The organism is Aeromicrobium sp. A1-2, assembly GCF_003443875.1.
Taxonomy (GTDB): domain Bacteria; phylum Actinomycetota; class Actinomycetes; order Propionibacteriales; family Nocardioidaceae; genus Aeromicrobium.
Genome location: NZ_CP027482.1, coordinates 2,459,965 through 2,478,989 on the forward strand (window position 1 = coordinate 2,459,965; position 19,025 = coordinate 2,478,989).

Sequence of the window (19,025 nt, forward strand, 5' to 3'; positions counted from 1 at the left end):
GTCAAATCTGGAGGCCCTCGACAAATACCTTCTCCAAACGCCTGTCGCGGGTCCTCGACAGTGGTGATTCTTGCAGGAGTCACAGCAATCCCGGGGCGCCATTCGCCCCGACTGGGCCCGTTCTGTGGCCGGATCCGAGGTCATCATGTCGATCGCACGCACCGCACGTTGGGCACCGTCGCGAGCCATCGCGACGGCTGCCTCCGTGCTGCTGGTTGCTGGGCTGATGACCGCGCTGACCACCGCACCTTCATCGGCTGCTGGGGATCCCTGCGGCACCGGCGGCAACAAGATCTCGTGCGAGAACAGCAAACCCGGCACCCCGCAGAGCGTGTGGGACATCGAGGGCGCGGGCGATGACGACATCCAGGGGTTCGCGACCAACATCAGTGTCAACATCGGGAGCAAGATCGACTTCAAGATCGACACCCGAGCCTCGGCCTACTCGATCACGATCTATCGCACGGGTTACTACGGCGGAGACGGCGCCCGACAGATTGCCACGGTCAGTCCGACGGCATCCCTGCCCCAGAACCAGCCCGCCTGCATCACCGACTCCAGCACCGAGCTCTATGACTGCGGCAACTGGGGAGTGTCGGCGTCGTGGAACGTCCCGAGCACCGCGGTGTCCGGCGTGTACATCGCCAAGCTGCGACGACCCGACACCGGCGGCGTCAGTCACATCACCTTCGTCGTGCGCGACGACTCGAGCCAGTCTGCGATCGTGGCGCAGACCTCCGACCCGACGTGGCACGCCTACAACATGTACGGCGGCTCCAACTTCTACCGTGGCGCGGCCAACGGCCGGGCCTACAAGCTCAGCTACAACCGACCGTTCGCGACGCGCGCCGGCATCGAGGCCCGTGACTTCTACTTCGGCGCGGAGTACCCGCTGGTCCGGTTCATGGAGAAGAACGGCTACGACGTCAGCTACATCGCGGGCGTCGACACCGACCGCAGCGGCGCCCTGCTCAAGAACCACAAGACGTTCGTTTCGATGGGGCACGACGAGTACTGGAGCAAGGCGCAGCGCGCCAACGTCGAGTCGGCGCGTGACGCCGGCGTCAACCTGCTCTTCCTCAGCGGCAACGAGGTCTACTGGAAGACGCGCTACGAGGCATCCGCCGATGCGAGCCACACCGCCAACCGAACCCTGACCTCCTACAAGGAGACCTGGTCCAACGCGAAGATCGATCCCTCCGCCGAGTGGACCGGGACGTGGCGTGATCCGCGGTTCGCACCGAAGGACAAGGGCGGCGGCATGCCCGAGAATGGCCTGACCGGCACGCTCTACATGTCGAACAACACCGATCTGCCAGTGACGGTCAGCGCCGCCGAGGGCAAGCTACGGCTGTGGCGCAACTCCGGCCTCCAGTCCATGGCCGCAGGGTCCAGCACCGCGCTGGCGCCGCACACCGTGGGATACGAGTCCAATGAGGACCTCGACAACGGCTCACGACCCAACGGCCTGATCCGGCTCTCGACAACGACCGGCGCCGTGCCGCAGTACCTGCAGGACTACGGCAACGAGGTCGAGCCGGGAAACACGACCCACCACGTCACGATGTACCGCGCACCGAGCGGGGCGCTGGTCTTCTCGGCGGGCTCGATCCAGTGGACCTGGGGGCTCGACGCGACGCACGACGGCAACGGCGCCGCCGCGGACCGGCGCATGCAGCAGGCCCAGGTCAACCTTTTCGCCGACATGGGCGCACAGCCGACGACCCTCGACACGACGCTCTCCCCCGCGACCAAGTCGACCGACACATCAGGCCCCACCGCGACCATCAGCTCACCGGCCACGAACGCGACGATCGCCAACGGCACCAAGGTCGCCGCAACCGGCACCGCGTCCGACAACGGCGGAGTCGTCGCCGGGGTCGAGGTCTCCACCGACAACGGCAGCACGTGGCACCCCGCGACGGGCACGACCTCGTGGACGTACAGCTACATCCAGCACGGCGACGGCGTCACCCCCCTGAAGGTCCGGGCGATCGACGACAGCGCCAACATCGGGTCGATAGTCAGTCGCAACCTCACGGTCACCTGCCCGTGCTCGGTGTTCGGTGCCGAGGTCCCGTCGAACCCGGCCGCCAACGACTCCAGCAGCGTCGAGCTGGGGCTCCGCTTCTCGCCGACGAAAGACGGATTCGTCTCCGGCGTGCGGTTCTACAAGGGTGCAGGAAACACCGGCACCCACACCGGATCGCTGTGGAGCAGCAGCGGACAGAAGTTGGCGACCGTGACGTTCAGTGGCGAGACCGCGACGGGCTGGCAGCAAGCCACCTTCGCCTCGGCGGTCGCGGTGCTGAAGGACAGCACCTACGTCATCTCGTACGGAGCGCCCAATGGTCGCTATGCCATCGCCTCGAATGCCTTCACCTCGCTCGGGATCGACGCGACGCCGCTGAAGGTCGCCGGTGGATTCGGCGCGACCCCGGCCGGCGTCTACGCCAACCCGGGCCAGTTCCCGAACAACTCCTACAAGAACACCAACTACTACGTCGACGCGATGTTTACGACGACTGACTCCTCGGCGTTGACCGTCACGTCGCAGTGGCCGCTCGCAGACTCCTCGAGCGTGCCGACCAGCACGACCGTCACTGCCACGTTCTCCAAGCCCGTCACGACGAGCTCGGCATCGCTCGGGCTCAAGGACGCCAACGGTGCGGCTGTCCCTGGCAGCACGGCCTACAACTCCACGACGCGGGTCGTCACGTTCACTCCCTCATCCGCGCTGAGCGGGTTCGTGAAGTACACAGCGACAGCCAACGGGGTCGACGCGCAGGGCGGCGGCGTCACCTCCGGCAAGACCTGGTCGTTCACGACGGCCCGGCCGAACCCGGCCCCAGGCGTGTGCCCCTGCAGCATCTTCAACGACTCCACCGTCCCGACGGTCCTGCAGGACTCCGACCCTGCCGCCGTCACGCTCGGCGTCCGCTTCGCCGCCGACACTGCCGGGACCATCACCGGGGTCAAGTTCTACAAGGGCCCCAACAACACCGGAACGCACACCGGAACGCTGTGGAGCACGAGCGGGACCAAGCTCGCGGAGGGCACCTTCACCGGCGAGTCCAGCAGCGGCTGGCAGACGCTGACGTTCAGTCAGCCGGTCACGATCGCGAAGGACACCGAGTACATCGCGGCCTACCGCGCGCCAGCAGGCAAGTACTCCGCGACGCCGGGCGGCTTCAGCTCCGACGTCCCAGGGTCGCCGCTGCGCACGCCGTCCGACGGCGGCTCGTACACCTATGGCACGGGATTCCCGGACGCCCGATCCTCGGCCAACTACCTGGTCGACGTCGTGTTCGAGCGGCCCACGCCGCAGATCGCGATCTCGGCCCAGGACCCGGCCTCCGGCGCGGTCGACGTGAGCCGCTCCACCAGCATCGCGGTGTGGTTCACCGACACCATCAAGCCGGGCGCAACCATGACGGTCAAGCAGGGCACGACGACGATCAGCGGGACCACCACGCTGGGGCCGGATGCGACCAAGCTGACCTTCAAGCCTGCCTCGGCGCTGCCCAAGGACGTCGAGGTCGCCGTGACACTGACGGGCGTCACGTCCACGAGTGGTGCGACGCTGGGCACCAAGACCTGGAGCTTCCGCACGACGGTCAGTGACGATGCCGGGACCGCCCAGTCCTTGTTCAGTGACCAGGTCCCGGCGACCACGGCAGCCAACGACGCCTCCGCCGTCGAGCTCGGCACGGTTTTCACTCCGACCAAGGACGGAAAGGTCACCTCGATCCGCTTCTACAAGGGGATCGGCAACGCCGGGACCCACGTCGGGCGCATCTGGAGCGCTGGCGGTCAGCAGCTCGCGTCGGCGACGTTCACCAACGAGACGCCGACGGGCTGGCAGTCCGCGACCCTGAGCCAGCCGCTCTCGGTGACGGCCGGCACGACATACCTCGTGTCCTACCTTGCGCCACAGGGCCACTACGCCTACACCGGTGGCTTCTTCAACTCAGCCCTGACCAACGGAGACCTGACCGCCCCGGCGGGCAAGAACGGCCGCTACCTGTACGGCGCGGCCGGCGGATTCCCGCTGTACGACTGGGGCTCGACCAGCTACTTCGTCGACGTCTCATTCGTCGCGGACGCCGCCACGATCGCACTGACCGGCCGCAGTCCGGCGGCCAACGCCACCGACGTCCCACGCTCCTCCACGATTTCCGCAACGCTGTCTGCGCCTCTCTCCCCTGGTTACTCCCTAACCATCAAACAGGGCACGGACAGCGTTGCGGGAACCACCAGCCTGTCCGCCGACAAGAAGACGCTGACCTTCCAGCCGGGCGCTGCACTGCCTGCGGATGCTGACCTCACGGTCACCCTGAGCGGGGTCACGTCTACCGAGGGAGCGACCCTGCCGACCCAGACGTGGACGTTCCGCACCGAGGCCGGCAGCACGAGCACGTACTCGCTGTTCACCGGCCAGACCCCGTCGATCCCGTCGATCAACGACAGTGGTGCGGTCGAGCTCGGCACGGCATTCAGCCCCTCGGTGGCAGGGACCATCACGGGCATCCGGTTCTACAAGGGGTCCGGCAACGACGGTACGCACGTCGGCAACCTGTGGTCATCGACCGGGACCAAGCTCGGCAGCGTGACGTTCACGGGCGAGAGCGCGAGCGGCTGGCAGACCGCGTCGTTCCCGGCACCGATCACCGCAACCGCCGGGACGACGTACGTCGTGTCCTACCTGGCGCCGCAAGGTCACTACTCCGGGACCCCGGGATTCTTCAACAGCGCCTATGTGGCCGGGACGCTGTCCGCCAGGGCCGGGAACAACGGGCTCTACAAGTACGGGTCCGCCGGTGGCTTCCCCACCGGGTCCTACAACTCCACGAACTACTTCATCGACGTCGTGTTCCGGAGCTCGTCATGAGGGGTGTCTGACGAACCACCGGGTGCACGGCCATCGGGGGCCACATCGTGGCCGCATTCATCTCAAACTGGAGGACAGCGTGACTACTGGCAAAGAACTCGGGGTTGCCGTCATCGGTGCTGGTTACTGGGGACCGAACCTCGCACGAAACTTCCGGTCGAGCGACGACTGGGAACTGCGTGCCATCTGCGATCTCGACCTGGACCGTGCGCGCCGGGTGGCCGGCGAGCACGTCGCCGTGACGACCGCGCTCGACGAGGTCCTGGCGCGCGACGACATCGACGCCATCGCGATCGCGACTCCCGCGCGGACGCACCAGGCAGTGGCCCTCCCGGCTCTGGAGGCCGGCAAGCACGTGCTGGTCGAGAAGCCACTGGCCGACAGCTTCGCGCACGGCGCCCAGATGGTGCGGTCCGCGCGCGAGCGCGATCTCGTGCTGATGGCCGACCACACGTACTGCTACACCCCGGCCGTGCTGAAGATCCGGGAGCTCATCGCTGCCGGATCGCTCGGCGACATCTTGTTCATCGACTCCGTGCGGATCAACCTGGGCCTGATCCAGCCCGATGTCGACGTCTTCTGGGACCTCGCGCCGCACGACCTGTCGATCCTCGACTTCATCCTGCCGGGCGGGCTCCGCCCCACGGGGGTCGCGGCGCACGGCGCCGATCCACTGCACGCCGGACGGCCCTGTGTCGGCTACCTGACCCTGCCGTTCGGCGACGGCGCGCTGGCGCACATCCACGTCAACTGGCTGAGCCCGACCAAGATCCGGCAGATGGTCATCGGCGGGACCCGGCGCACCCTGGTCTGGGACGACCTCAATCCGCAGCAGCCACTCAGCGTCTATGACCGCGGGGTCGACCTGGCCGGGCAGTCCACGGGCGGCACCGACCGTTCGGACGCCACGATCTCCTACCGGCTCGGGGACACCTGGGCGCCGGCGCTGCCACACCGTGAGGCGCTCGGCCAGATGGTGACCGAGTTCGCGTCCAGCATCCGCGAAGGCCGGGCATCACGCACCGACGGCGAGTCCGGACTGCGGGTCCTGTCGGTGCTCGAGGCGACCGCCGCCAGCGTGCGCGCCGACGGCGCCTTCTCGCAGGTCGAGCGCGAACCGGATCTCCGCGGCAAGGTCAGCGCAGCATGACGGCGCTGGGCGGGGCGCACGTGCTGGTGACCGGCGGTGCCGGCACGATCGGATCCACGATCGTGGACCAGCTGCTCGATGCCGGGGCGGGTCGGGTCGATGTGCTCGACAACCTCGTACGTGGCCGCATGGGCAACCTTGACGAAGCACTCGCGAGTGGTCGCGTGACCCTGATCGAGGGGGACATCCGGGATCGCGACCTTGTGCACGACGTCAGCCGGGGAAAGGACCTGGTCTTTCACCAGGCCGCGATCCGCATCACCCAGTGCGCCGAGGAGCCACGGCTGGCGCTGGAGGTCCTCGTCGACGGCACCTTCAACGTCTACGAGGCCGCGGTCGCCGCCAAGGTCGACAAGATCGTCTCGGCCTCGTCGGCGTCGGTCTACGGTCTGGCCGAGCACTTCCCCACCGACGAGCGGCACCACCATCACAACAACGACACGTTCTATGGCGCGGCCAAGTCGTTCAACGAGGGCATGCTCCGCAGCTTCCGCGCGATGCACGGCCTCGAGCACGTCCTGCTCCGCTACTTCAACGTGTACGGCCCGCGCATGGACGTGCACGGCCTGTACACCGAAGTGCTGGTGCGATGGATGGAGCGCATCGACGACGGAGAGGCGCCGCTGATCTTCGGTGACGGGATGCAGACCATGGACTTCGCCTTCACGACCGACATCGCCCGGGCCAACATCCTCGCCGCCGCGAGCAACGTGACCGAGGGTGTCTACAACATCGCCTCCGGCACCGAGACGAGCCTGCTCGACCTGGCGAACACGCTGCTGGACGTCATGGGGTCGTCCCTGTCCGTCGTGCATGGTCCGGAGCGGGCGGTCAACGGTGTGACCCGACGGCTCGCCGACACCACGGCAGCGGAGCGCGACCTGGGATTCCGGACGCAGGTCGATCTCGCGCATGGTCTCGCCGAACTCGTGGGCTGGTGGCGCCCGCTGCGCGCGGAGATCTCGATCGGACCAAGCCTGCGGGAGATCCGATGAGCCGAATCAACGTCATGCAACCGTGGCTCGGTGCGGAGGAGATCGCCGCAGTCACCGACGTCATCTCTTCGGGCTGGATCGCCCAGGGCCCTCGGGTCGCCGCGTTCGAGGAGGCGTTCGCCGCCTCCCAGCAGGCTGATCACGCGGTCGCTGTCTCGAGCTGCACCGCGGCCCTCCACCTGGCCCTGCTGGTCGCCGGGGTCGAGACCGGTGACGACGTGGTCGTCCCCTCGTTCTCATTCGTCGCGACCGCCAACGCGCCCACCTACATCGGGGCCCGCCCGGTCTTCGCCGACATCGACCCGTTGACCGGCAACGTCACCGGCGAGACAATCCGCTCGGCCCTGACCGGACGGACCAGCGCCGTGGTCGCGGTGGACCAGGGGGGCGTGCCGGTCGACCTGGCCGAGATCCGGGCTGTGTGCGATCCGCTCGGCATCGTGGTCGTCGAGGACGCCGCGTGCGCGATCGGGTCGACGTACCGCGGGCAACCCGTGGGCGCCGACGCTGAGATCGCCGCCTGGTCGTTCCACCCACGCAAGATCGTCACGACCGGCGAGGGCGGCATGATCACGACGTCGCGCCCGCTCTGGGCCGCGCGCGCCCGCCGCCTCCGCGAGCACTCGATGTCGGTCTCGGCCGCCGAGCGCCACGGAAGTGTCCTTGCACCCCCCGAGGAGTACACCGAGGTCGGGTTCAACTACCGGATGACCGACCTGCAGGCGGCAGTGGGGCTCGTGCAGCTGCAGAAGCTGCCCGAGCTCGTCGAACGCAGGCGCCAGCTCGCCGAGGTGTACGCCAAGCAGCTCGAGGACATCCCCGGGCTGCGGCCCGTCGCCGACCCACCGTGGGGCACGTCGAACTTCCAGTCGTTCTGGATCGAGGTCTCCGATCCCTACCCTTGGGACCGCGAAGGGCTGCTGGCGCACCTCGCTTCGTACGACATCTCGGCCCGCCGCGGCATCATGACGTCCCACCGTCAACCCGCCCATGCCAAGTTCGCCGGGGGCCCGCTGCTCGCCTCCGAACAGCTCAGCGACAGCACCCTGATTCTTCCTCTGTTCCACCAGATGTCCGAGTCCGAGCAGGCCAGGGTCATCGATGCCCTGAGGTCTGCGGCTGAGGAGAGCCATGGATGACCTGATCCTCGTCGCCGCGAGCGGCCTGGTGCGCGAAGTCGCCGAGACCGTCGCGATGGCCGGCCGCCACCGCATCCTCGGCATCGTCGACGACGATCCCGCGCTCCACGGAACATCGGTCGGCGGGATTCCGGTGATCGGCGGGATCGACCAGCTCTACTGGGACCGGAGTTCGCACGTCGTCGTCTGCGCCGGCCAGGGAATCGTCCGGCGTCGCATCGTCGAACTGCTGGCCGCGCACGAGATCGGTCCGTCCCGGTTCGCCACGATCGTGCATCCCTCGGTCCACGTGCCGCCGTCATGTTTCGTCGGCGTGGGCTCGGTACTCCTGGCCCACGTCGCGATCACGGCCGATGCCCGCATCGGCCGGCACGTCGTCGTCATGCCGAATGCCACGGTGACGCACGACAACATCCTCGAGGACTTCGTCACGCTGTGCGCCGGAGTGAGCTTGGCTGGGCACGTGAGGGTCGGCCAGGGCGCCTACCTCGGGGCCAACGCGAGCGTCCGACAGTACGTGCACATCGGCGTCGACAGCACACTTGGCATGGGATCGGCGCTGCTCGAGGACCTGCCTGACGGCGAGGTGTGGGTCGGCGCCCCAGCAGCCCGCCCACTGGTCCGAACCGGCGCCGGTGAACGGGCCCCCACCGCGATCGGGGAAGCGTCATGAGGGTTCCCCTGGTCGATCTGGGCGCGCAGCAGCGTGAGATAGATGCCGAGGTGCGGGCGGGCCTCGATGCCGTGTTCGCCACGACCTCGTTCATCGGCGGAGCGGATGTGGCCCGGTTCGAGCAGGAGTACGCGGTCGAGACCGGTGTGACGCACTGCGTGGGGGTCGCCAACGGCACCGATGCGCTCGAGCTCGCGCTACGCGCCGCAGGAGTCACGGTCGGGGGCGAGGTGATCCTGCCCGCCAACACCTTCATCGCGACGGCCGAGGCGGTGTCCCGCATCGGCGCGACACCCGTGCTCGTCGACGTCGACCCGGAGTACCTGCTGATCGAGCCGGATCTCGTGGGCGAGGCGGTCACGTCCCGCACGCAGGCCATTGTTCCGGTCCACCTGTTCGGCCAGGTCGCGCCGGTCGAAAGGCTCACCGGGCTCGCCGCAGCAGCGGGCATCCCGATCGTTGAGGATGCAGCGCAGTCTCAGGGTGCCCTGCGGCACGACCGTCCCGCCGGAAGCCTGGGGCTCGTCGCCGCCACGAGCTTCTACCCGGGCAAGAATCTTGGTGCGGCGGGCGATGCCGGCGCCGTCACGACCAATGACGAAGGCATCGCTCGTACCGTGCGGATGATGGCCGCACATGGCAGCCCCTCGAAGTACGTCCACGACATCATCGGACTCAACTCGCGCCTCGACACCATCCAGGCCGTCGTCCTGCGTGCCAAGCTCCGACGCCTCGCCGGCTGGAACGAGAACCGGCGCAAGGCCGCCGAACGCTATCGGGAGCTACTGACGCAGCTGCCGGGCGTGACCCTCCCGGCCTCGGCCCCAGGCAACCTCGACGTGTGGCACCTGTACGTGGTGCAGGTCGACCACCGCGACACGGTCATCGAGTCCCTCGCCGCGGCCGGTGTGGGGGCCGGGATCCACTACCCCACCGTGGTGCACCTGACCGGGGCGTACGCCCACTTGGGCCGTGCCCGCGGCAGCTTCCCGGTTGCAGAAGCCGCAGCAGATCGGATCCTGTCGCTGCCGCTGTTTCCGCACATCACCCCCGAGCAGCAGGAGCATGTGGCCTCGGCGCTGGCGGCGGCGCTGGCCACCGAGCAGTCCGCACTCCGATGCTGAGTCCAGCCCCGCATGACGACGAGGCGATGCGCGCCGGCAGCGCATCGCGGGCCTTCGCCTGGAGCTTCGCCAACACCGTCGCCGCGCGCCTCGGCACCCTCGCGATCGGCATTGCGCTGGCCCGGCTGCTGGGACCCGAGGAGTTCGGCACCTATGCGGTCGCGTTCATCGCCCTGCTCGCAGTGCTCAGCTTCAACGAGCTCGGGGTGAGCCTGGCCATCGTCCGGTGGACCGAAGATCCCCGGGCCATCGCACCAACCGTCACGTCGATCTCCCTGGCCACGAGCGCGCTGATCACGTTGGCGATGCTGGTCGCGGCCGGCCCCTTCGCCACCGCGATGGGTGACCCGGAGGCCGCCGGCCTGGTCCGGATGCTCAGCCTGTGCGTACTGATCAACGGTGCCGTCGCAACCCCCGCTGCCCTGCTCCAGCGGTACTTCCGACAGGACCGCCGGATGATCTGCGACCAGGTCAACGTGTGGGTCGGCGCCGGGGTCTCGCTCGCCATGGCACTGTCCGGCGCTGGCGCCATCAGCCTGGTCGTCGGCCGGCTCGCGGGCGCCGTGACATCTGGCATCCTCCTGATCGCCTATTCGCCGCTGCCCTACCGGATCGGCCTGGACGTCCGGTACGTACGACCGCTGCTGCGATTCGGCGGGCCTCTCGCCGGTGCCAGCATCATCGTGTTCGCAGTCGGCTTCGTCGACCAGCTCTCCGTCGGCCACGCGCTCGGACCGATTGCGCTGGGGTACTACGTCCTCGCGTTCAACCTCGCGAGCTGGCCGGTCAGCATCTTCTCCCAACCCTTGCGCAGCGTCGCGCCAGCGATGTTCGCACGCCTCCAGCACGATCCCGAGGCGATGGTCGTGGCATTCCACCGGATCCTGCGCCTGCTGGCCGCCGTCGCGCTGCCCAGCTGCCTGCTGCTTGCCGCGGCCGCACCCGACATCATCCGGTTCGTGTACGGCCCGGCCTGGCTGCCTGCTGCCGAGCCCCTGCGCTGGCTCTGCCTCATGGCGGCACTTCGGATCTTCTTCGAGCTGACCTACGACTACCTCGTCGTGCTGCGCCGCTCACGCTCGATCCTGACGGTCCAGCTGATCTGGTTCGTCGCGCTGGTCCCTGCCGTCGTGATCGGGGTCGAGCTGGGCGGCACTGCCGGCGCCGGCGCCGCGGTGACCGGCGTCGCGGCGATCGTGGTCCTCCCGTTGTACCTGCGAGCGCTCAGCGCCGTGGGAGTCCGCGGCGGCGCCGTCTGGCGACACGTGGCTCCAGCCCTCCTTGCTGCCGTGGCCCTGGCCGCGCTCGTCCTGGGTCTGACCCATGTGGTGCCCGGCACGTTCCTCGCGCTCGCGGCCAGCGGGTTGCTGACCGCTGCGGTCGTCGCCGCCCTGGTGTGGCACCACCGCGCCGACGTCGCGGCACTCCGAGACCGTCCGGCTGCGGTGAACGCATGAAGATCCTGGTCTACCCGCACGACTTCGGCATCGGCGGCAGCCAGCTCAATGCCATCGAGCTCGCGCACGCTGTCACGCGCCTGGGTCACGAGGCGATCGTCTACGGCCAGTCGGGGCCGCTCGCAACCCGTGCGTCGCAGCTGGGGCTGGAGCTCATCGAGTCCCCGCCCGTGGGTCGACGGCCGACTCGCAGCATCGCGCAGGACATGGCCCGCATCATCGACGAGCGTCAGATCGACATCGCGCACGGCTACGAGTGGCCGCCCGGCCTCGAGTGCTACCTGGCCTGCCGCGGACACACCGGCGCGCGAGCCGTCACGACCGTGATGTCGATGGCGGTCGCGGACTTCGTGCCCCACACCATGCGTCTGGTCGTCGGGACCGAGCAGATCGCGGCCGTGGAGCGTGCGCGCGGCAGGTCCCTCGTGTCGGTCATCGAGCCTCCCGTCGACACCGAGACCAACTGTCCCGGGATCCTCACCGATGAACCTGACCTGCGCAGCCGATGGGGACTGCGGAGCGACCGCCCGGTCATCGTGTCCGTGTCGCGACTCGCCCGGCAGCTCAAGCTTGAGGGGTTGTTGACCGCAATCGACGCGGTCGAGGCGCTGCATCGCGTCCGGCCGGTCCACCTGCTGATCGTCGGGGACGGCGACGCCCGTCCAGAGATCGAGGAGCGGGCGGCCCAAGTCAACCGCGCCGTCGGCTATCGCGCTGTCGTCCTGACCGGAGAGCTGGAGGACCCACGCCCGGCGTACGAGGTCGCAGACATCTGCATCGCGATGGGCGGCTCAGCACTGCGATCGATGGCCTTCGCCAAGCCGTTGGTCGTGCAGGGAGAGGGCGGCTTCTTCAGGTTGTTGACCCCCGAGACACTCCCAGAGTTCCTGTGGACGGGTTGGTACGGCCACGGCAACGGCGGGCACGATCCCGCCGACCGGCTGAGCCGGCTCCTGGACGGGCTGCTCGAGGACCCTCGGCGGCTGCGCGAGCTCGGTCGGTTCGGGCGCACGATCGTCGAGGAGCGATTTTCCCTCGCGGCCGCCGCGCACCGTCAGCTCGAGGTCTATCAATCCGCGCTGGAGCTGCCGCCCCGCCGATCCCGCCGGGGTGCCGACGAGCTGGCCGCCACGGCCCGATTTGCTGGCTACCACCTGGACAAGCGGGTCGGACGCGCGTTCGGACGGCGTGCCGCGGACGACTTCAATGCCAAGCCGGTCGCACGGTCCGGCCCGGCCCGGCCCGAAACGCCGGACGCAGGACTGCTCGTGCACTTTGCGGGCGTCTCGTGGGATGCCATCGCCGGCACCGACCGACATCTTGTCGGCGCACTGTCCGAAGGACAGCAGGTGATCTGGGTCGATCCGCCGATGTCGTGGGTCGCGCGTCGCCGCCGTGGCGTCACGGTGCCCCCCGTCAGCGAGGTAGGCAACGGCATCCTGCGGGTCAACACCGCTTGTCCGCCCGGCGTGAGTCGACCGTTCCTGCGTCGGCTGGCCCGCTGGTTGACCCAACGTCAGGCCGCCCGGGCCATTCGTCGGATCAACCGCCCCGTGGCGACAATCATCGTGAGCACGCCCGAGCAGCTCATGCCGACGTGGGCCGGAGACATCGTCCGCGTCTACTACGAGACCGATGACTTCGTCGCCGGCGCACCGCTGTTGGGCATCACCACCAGGTACGCCCACAGGTGCCGGTCCGTCAACGTCCGCCGCAGCGACGTGGTCCTGGGCATCACCGAGCCACTCACCGACGACCTCGCCGACGGACATGCCGAGGCGGTGACCCTGCCCAACGGGACGGATCACCGACACTTCCTCGGCGTCGACGACACCCCACCGTCCGCCGAGGTTCGGCTCGACCGTCCGATCGTCGGCGTCGTCGGTCAGCTCAACGACCGGCTGGATCTCGGGATGCTCGAGGCGGTCGCCGATCTTGAGCTCAATCTGCTCCTTCTCGGCCCACGTCACGGCTGTCCGGTGGAGACCCGCGTTCGGCTCGACGCCCTGATCGGGCGACCCAATGTCCAATGGATCGACCGCAGGCCCTTCGACCAGTTGCCGTCCTACCTCGCCGCGATCGACGTCGGACTGACGCCCTACGCCTCGACCGCCTTCAACCGGTCGAGCCACCCATTGAAGACCCTCGAGTACCTCGCGGCCGGACTGCCTGTTGTCTCGACGGACCTCCCCTCGGCGCGCGCCCTCCGCACCGACCTGGTCCACCTGGCCTCGACCGCGACCGAGTTTGCCAAGTTGACCGCGCAGCTGCTCGACCAACCCGTCGATCCCACTCTGGTGCAGCGTCGCAGAGCCTTCGCAGCGACCCACGGGTGGGACGCTCGGGCCGACCTGCTCACCGCGATCATTGCCGGGGCGAGAGCAACTCGGCCATGACGTCCGCGACACGCTCCCGACCGCCCGGCTTCGCGGCCTTCACCGCGAAGGAAGGTTTGCGAGCGCGATCCCGCGCCAGGCAGGTTGCAGGTCAGGTGCCCGGCGCCAGGGTCATCCGGGCCGACGACCACACCTGGGTCGTGCTGTGGGGCGAGCTCTGCGACCAGGAGCTCGACTCACCGATCGCGCTGTGCCGGGCCGGGCAGTCTCGGCAGGCCGATGCGCTGCACGAGATCCTGCCGCCCTTCGCGGCCATCAACTGGGAGGTCGTACCGTCTCGACTCAGCATCACGGTCGATTGGCTCGGACTGCGGCACGTCTACGTCACCGAGCTCCCCGAGATCGCTGGGGCGTCGTCCTCGGCGGCCGCGCTGGCGGGTGCCGACCTGGACACCGAGGCGCTGGGAGTCCAGTCGCTGCTGGGCTGGCAGATCGAGACCCGCACCCCGTTCGCGCAGGTTCGGAAAATTCCGCCCGGGGCCAGGGCCACGCTCTGCCGTGGGAGGCTGACGATGCACGTCGAGGCGCCGGCACGAGTCACACCGACCGAGGATCCGCAGGATGCTCCCCGGCGTGCTGCCGAGCTGCTCTCGTCATTCGTCACCGAATGCCTGGATGACCATCCGGACACTGTTCTCCAGCTGACCGGCGGTCAGGACTCGCGGATCCTGTTGGCGGCGATCCCCCGCAATCGACGCAGCACCGTCGAGGCCATGACGCTCGCGGTACCCGGCAGCCCGGATGTCGCGATCGCCACGCGACTCGCCGCCGAGTTCGGCATGAAGCACCGCGTGGTCGAGCTCGCTGGGCTCGGAGGGCTCAGTGATCACGACGCCTACACACTGTGCGTCTCCGCGGCTCGGGACCTGGACTGCGCGGCCGATCCGGTGGGTTTCGCCACGCTTCGCTGGGCCGAGTCATCGGTCGACCAGCAGCCGAGGCTGGCCGGCCTTGGCGGTGAGGTTGCCCGCGGCTTTTACTACTTCGGTCCGACGGCGCGGGTCGGCGTGTCACGCCACCTTGCGTCGGCACTGGGCCATTGGCGGATGTTCCCCAACGAACGGGTCGATGCTGGGTCGTTGACGCCCGAGTTCGCGACGATGGCACGCGGGTGCGCGGTCGATGGTATCCACCGCGCCCTGGCCGCGGGCTCGGACGACTGGTGGACCGCGACCGACGAGTTCTACCTGTGGCAGCGCATGCAGCGCTGGGCCGGGACGCTCGCGTCAGCGACGTGTTTCGACCGCATCGTGATCAACCCGATGCTCGACCACGGTTTTCTCGAGATTGCCCGCGGCCTGCCACCCGAAGCCAAGAAGAACATGCGATTCCTGAGTCGGATCCTCCTCGAGCTCGACGCGGACCTGGCCGACGTGCCGCTCGACAACCGTCCGACCCCACGCGCGTACGCCAGTCCGACCGTGGCGAACAGGGTGAGACTCGGCGCGACGCAGGCGCACAAGGTCGTCAGCAAGGCCCGGCAACGGATGTCAGGAACGACTCATCCCCCCCCCGGAGCCAACCTCCTCACGGCGAAGGTCATCGGTCACTGGCGAGGCAATCCCGAGCTGCTCGACCCCGTCCACGAGCTGGGGATCTTTCGCCCGGAGTGGCTCGCCGAGCTGCTCGTCGGCAAACGCTCGGCGGACGCATCGGCTGTCGCGCTGCTGGTCAATCTGACCGTCGCCCTGGACGCGACCCACGCGTTCAGCGCGGAATCAACGAGTCTGCACAGTTGAGCTGCGGAGGTCGACGATGAGGACGCACCAGGGCAACGATCGAGGCGCGAGACTGTCGACGACCACGCAGCAGCCAGCTCGTCTCGCTGAGGAGCGTGGCAGCGAAGTAGCACGCCGACGGCAGGAGCCGGTGGCGCCGACGGTACAGGCGGACCCGGTTGATGATCTGCATCGTGTGGATCGCGTCGCTCTGCCCGGACTGCCCACCGACGTGCATGGCCGTCGCCTCCGGCTCGAAGCGGGTGCTGAAGCCCCTCGCCCGCGCACGCAGGCAGAAATCGGTCTCCTCCGAGTACAGGAAGAACGACTCATCCCACTCACCCACTGCGTCGGCGCACCGTCGCGACACCGCGAGGATCGCACCCAGCGCCCAGTCCACTTCGTGCGCAAAGGAGTAGTCGCCCGGATCCTGCACGTGCTCGGAGAACCTCGCCCGGCCGAGTCGGGAGAAACCGAGCGAGCGGAGCAGCGTGGGGTCGCGGCGCAACGACGGCTGGAGGACCCCCTCGGCGGACCGGACCCGCGGGACGGTGATGCCTACGCCGTCGTGCTGCAGCGCGTCAACCAGGAGTCGGATCGACCCGCGATCCATCCGGACGTCCGGGTTGAGGATGACGATCGCGCCGGACGCGTCGGCGGATCGCACGCCGAGATTGATCCCGGCCGAGTAGCCCCGGTTCTCGGCCTGGATCAGCCGACAGTCCGATCTCGCGCGCACGAGCGTCGAGGTCTCGTCACTCGACCCGTTGTCGACCACCACGACCTCGGCGGTCAACCCGTCCAACGCCTGGTCGAGCGAGTCGAGCAACCCCAGGATCATCGGCGCACTGTTGTACGTCACGATGACGATCGCAACGTCGGGGTTCACCCATGAATCGTAAGACGAAACCACCGCTCCGGGCGGAAGAACGACCGGCCGTCGCCGCGAATCTGCGGGTCCTCCTGGTTGCGCCCACCATCGACCAGACGGATGTCGGGGAGGCCTGGGTCGGCTACCAGTGGGGCCGCCACCTGTCGGAGCGATTCGACACGACGGTCCTGACCTACCGCAAGCGCGATCGCCCCAGCGCGGTGCCCCAGCTCCCGCGGGCCAGGGTTGTGGAGTGGGTTGAGCCGCGCGGGCTGGGTCGCGCGGAACGGCTCAACAGCCTGGCGAAGCCCGGATACGTGCCGTTCTACCTCCGGGCCAGGCACTGGATCCGATCGGCGCAGGCCAGCGGAGAGCGATTCGACGTCGGCCACCAGCCCCTCCCGGTCGCGATGCGGTACCCCTCACCGCTGGCGGGACTCGGCATCCCGTTCGTGCTGGGCCCGGTGGGCGGAAGCCTCGGCTCGCCGGAAGGTTTTGAGGACGGCGACACCGCCCCCTGGTACGTCGACCTACGTCGCATCGACCCGTGGCGGTTGCGGCACGACCGACTCTTGCGCAAGACGTACTCCAGCGCGTCCGTCGTGCTGGGGATCGCGCCCTACGTCGGCGAGGCGCTCGCATCGGTGCCTGTGCGCGATCTGAAGATCCTGCCCGAGACGGCACTGGATGTGCTCCCGGACGGTGGGCGCATCGCGCACGGCTCGACAGTGCGCCTGCTGTTCGTCGGACGCCTGGTGCGGACCAAGGGTGCGCGAGAGGCGATCGGTGCGGTCGCACGACTCACGACGCATGATGTGGTCCTCGACATCGTCGGCGACGGATTCGACCGAGCCGCGTGCGAGACCCTCGTAACCACGCTCGGACTGGGCGAACGGGTCCGGTTCCACGGGTCGCGGAGCCGGGCCGAGGTCGAGGAGTTCTACCGGACGGCCGACATCTTCGTGTTTCCGAGTTTTCGCGAGCCGGGCGGCAACGTCGTCTTCGAGGCTATGGGGCACCACCTTCCGGTCGTGACGTGCGACCGGGGTGGCCCCGGCGCCGCCGTCGACGACAGCAGTGGAATGCGCATCCCGGTGGAGTCGCCGGAGCAGATGGTCCGTGACTTCGGAGCCGCTCTCGAGCTCCTGGTGACGGATGCCGCGCTGCGCGCTTCGATGGGTGCGGCGGCCCGCGCCAGGGTCGAACGGATCGGCCTGTGGCCGGCCAAGATCGAGGCCGTCGCGGACATCTACGCATCGATCTGCCGGGAGCCGAAGGCCCCCGGCAGATCGACGTAGTCAGATCGTCAGCGGTTGACGGCCTTGAGGTCCTCGTCCCAGTAGTTGCCGGTCCAGGCATTGCCCGAATCGCCCAGGTCGAACGACGCGACGACTCCGTAGTAGCCGCATCGCGGCGAGTACTTCTTGCTGAACCGGTTGTTGATGAACCGAATGTTCGCGGTCTTGCCCTTCTGTCCAGCGCCGCCGTAGACGCAATAACCACCACCGGCGAGCAGGTTGTCCTCGACCAGGTTGTTCTTCTGGGTCCCGAAGTCCTGGTAGAACGCCACGGCCGCGGTCTGGTCGTACTGGTTGAAGATCGTGTTGTGTCGCACCGTCATGCCACCGGAACCGTTGGACGCGACGCCCACATCGTGCGAGAGGCCGGGCACCGAGGCCATGCCGTGGATGTAGGAGTCCTCCACCAAGCCACCTCCGGAGGAGACGCCCGCACTGCAGGCGTGGATGTTGACCCTCTTGACCGTGGGCTTGGAGTCGCCGATGTTGAAGACACAGGCGATGTCCTGCTGGCTGCCCACCGGGGTCATGATCTCGGAATCCACGATCGTCAGGTTGTCCGCGCCGGGCCGCACGATGACGACCCAGTCCGCCGTTCCGACGCCCCGGCCGCCAGTCACACGGGTGTTCTTGATCGTGACGTTCTTGGCCGTCACGTTGATTTCACCCCGGATGTCGAGACCGTCGATGACCTGGCCGTCCTTTGACGCGTTGACCGAGCCGGAGGCCTTGAGCTTGACGCCCGCGGGAACTCCTGTGTTGGTCTCGTCGGGGTAGCCACAGGAACTGGGCTTGTCGGCGCAGCCGCCCGTGGTCGGAGCGGTGGTCGTGGTCGGAGGCGTCGTGGGCCCGTCCGTCGGCGTTGGAGTCGTCGTCGTGGCGGTCGGCGTTGTTGTCGCGGCTGTGGGTGACGGCTTGGGTGTCGTCACCGGAGTCGACGTCACGCTGCGGCAGAACTTCGCCTTGCGGAGCACGTGCTGCTTCGGGGTCCGGTGGGTGTACCGCCACCAGTGGTGCCGGTGCTGGACCCGGGCGATGCACTTATGCCAGCTCGCTGCACTCTTGGCCTTCGCGGACTGCTCGCCACCGACCGATGGTCGCGAGTGGTTGCTGGTCGCGGTCGCGGCCGAGGATCCGGCGCCGAGCGCGAGGACCAAGCCCACCGCACACACCATCCGGGCTATCACTGTTCCCCGCGGAGTGGTGTTGCTGGCGTTCTTGTGGCTTCCGTGCATGAATCAGTCTTTCGGTCAGGCCCCGGCTAGCGAATGGTTCGAAAGGTGTCGTTCGAAGGTTCGATCTGCATGAGCGCG

At 68.3% G+C, this 19,025-nt stretch carries 12 protein-coding genes; 10 read left to right on the forward strand and 2 right to left on the reverse strand.

Annotated features, from left to right (window positions below):
• The first annotated feature begins 145 nt into the window (after positions 1-145).
• The 9 genes from C6I20_RS12030 to C6I20_RS12070 all read left to right on the forward strand — a co-directional run bounded on the left by C6I20_RS12030 (position 146) and on the right by C6I20_RS12070 (position 15,564).
• Positions 146-4,891, forward strand: coding sequence for a DUF4082 domain-containing protein (locus C6I20_RS12030; RefSeq protein ID WP_118398876.1), 4,746 nt, complete (start codon positions 146-148; stop codon positions 4,889-4,891).
• A 79-nt stretch (positions 4,892-4,970) separates the two neighbouring features.
• The gene (locus tag C6I20_RS12035) at positions 4,971-6,041 is read left to right on the forward strand and encodes a Gfo/Idh/MocA family protein (RefSeq protein WP_216822882.1); all 1,071 of its coding nucleotides are present in this window, start codon (positions 4,971-4,973) and stop codon (positions 6,039-6,041) included.
• A complete protein-coding gene (locus tag C6I20_RS12040) occupies positions 6,038-7,036 on the forward strand; it encodes an NAD-dependent epimerase/dehydratase family protein (protein ID WP_118396181.1) in 999 nt (332 codons plus the stop codon). Before C6I20_RS12035 ends, C6I20_RS12040 begins: the two co-directional genes overlap by 4 nt.
• Complete coding sequence (locus tag C6I20_RS12045; protein ID WP_118396182.1) at positions 7,033-8,175, forward strand: DegT/DnrJ/EryC1/StrS aminotransferase family protein; 1,143 nt, start codon at positions 7,033-7,035, stop codon at positions 8,173-8,175. The genes C6I20_RS12040 and C6I20_RS12045 overlap by 4 nt, the downstream gene beginning before the upstream one ends.
• Positions 8,168-8,848 (forward strand): acetyltransferase, encoded by a 681-nt coding sequence (locus C6I20_RS12050; protein ID WP_118396183.1) that lies wholly within the window; start codon positions 8,168-8,170, stop codon positions 8,846-8,848. The genes C6I20_RS12045 and C6I20_RS12050 overlap by 8 nt, the downstream gene beginning before the upstream one ends.
• The gene (locus C6I20_RS12055; RefSeq protein ID WP_118396184.1) at positions 8,845-9,972 is read left to right on the forward strand and encodes a DegT/DnrJ/EryC1/StrS aminotransferase family protein; all 1,128 of its coding nucleotides are present in this window, start codon (positions 8,845-8,847) and stop codon (positions 9,970-9,972) included. Before C6I20_RS12050 ends, C6I20_RS12055 begins: the two co-directional genes overlap by 4 nt.
• The gene (locus C6I20_RS12060) at positions 9,966-11,429 is read left to right on the forward strand and encodes a lipopolysaccharide biosynthesis protein (protein WP_216822883.1); all 1,464 of its coding nucleotides are present in this window, start codon (positions 9,966-9,968) and stop codon (positions 11,427-11,429) included. The genes C6I20_RS12055 and C6I20_RS12060 overlap by 7 nt, the downstream gene beginning before the upstream one ends.
• Positions 11,426-13,825: a glycosyltransferase gene (locus tag C6I20_RS12065; RefSeq protein WP_118396186.1), complete on the forward strand. Its 2,400-nt coding sequence runs from the start codon at positions 11,426-11,428 to the stop codon at positions 13,823-13,825. The genes C6I20_RS12060 and C6I20_RS12065 overlap by 4 nt, the downstream gene beginning before the upstream one ends.
• On the forward strand, positions 13,822-15,564 hold the full coding sequence (locus C6I20_RS12070) for an asparagine synthase-related protein (RefSeq protein WP_118396187.1): 1,743 nt from the start codon (positions 13,822-13,824) through the stop codon (positions 15,562-15,564). The genes C6I20_RS12065 and C6I20_RS12070 overlap by 4 nt, the downstream gene beginning before the upstream one ends.
• Here the strand turns inward: C6I20_RS12070 and C6I20_RS12075 are convergent.
• Entirely contained in the window at positions 15,533-16,432 is a 900-nt protein-coding gene (locus tag C6I20_RS12075; RefSeq protein ID WP_118396188.1) for a glycosyltransferase family 2 protein, read from the reverse strand. The genes C6I20_RS12070 and C6I20_RS12075 overlap by 32 nt on opposite strands.
• Before the next feature lie 2 nt (positions 16,433-16,434).
• On the opposite strand from C6I20_RS12075, the gene C6I20_RS12080 reads away from it, so the two are divergent.
• On the forward strand, positions 16,435-17,712 hold the full coding sequence (locus C6I20_RS12080) for a glycosyltransferase family 4 protein (RefSeq protein WP_118396189.1): 1,278 nt from the start codon (positions 16,435-16,437) through the stop codon (positions 17,710-17,712).
• A gap of 8 nt (positions 17,713-17,720) precedes the next feature.
• On the opposite strand, the gene C6I20_RS12085 is transcribed toward C6I20_RS12080, so the two are convergent.
• Positions 17,721-18,875 carry a hypothetical protein gene (locus tag C6I20_RS12085; RefSeq protein ID WP_162891296.1) on the reverse strand — a complete coding sequence of 385 codons (1,155 nt, stop codon included), beginning with the start codon at positions 18,873-18,875 and terminating at the stop codon, positions 17,721-17,723.
• Positions 18,876-19,025: the final 150 nt, after the last annotated feature.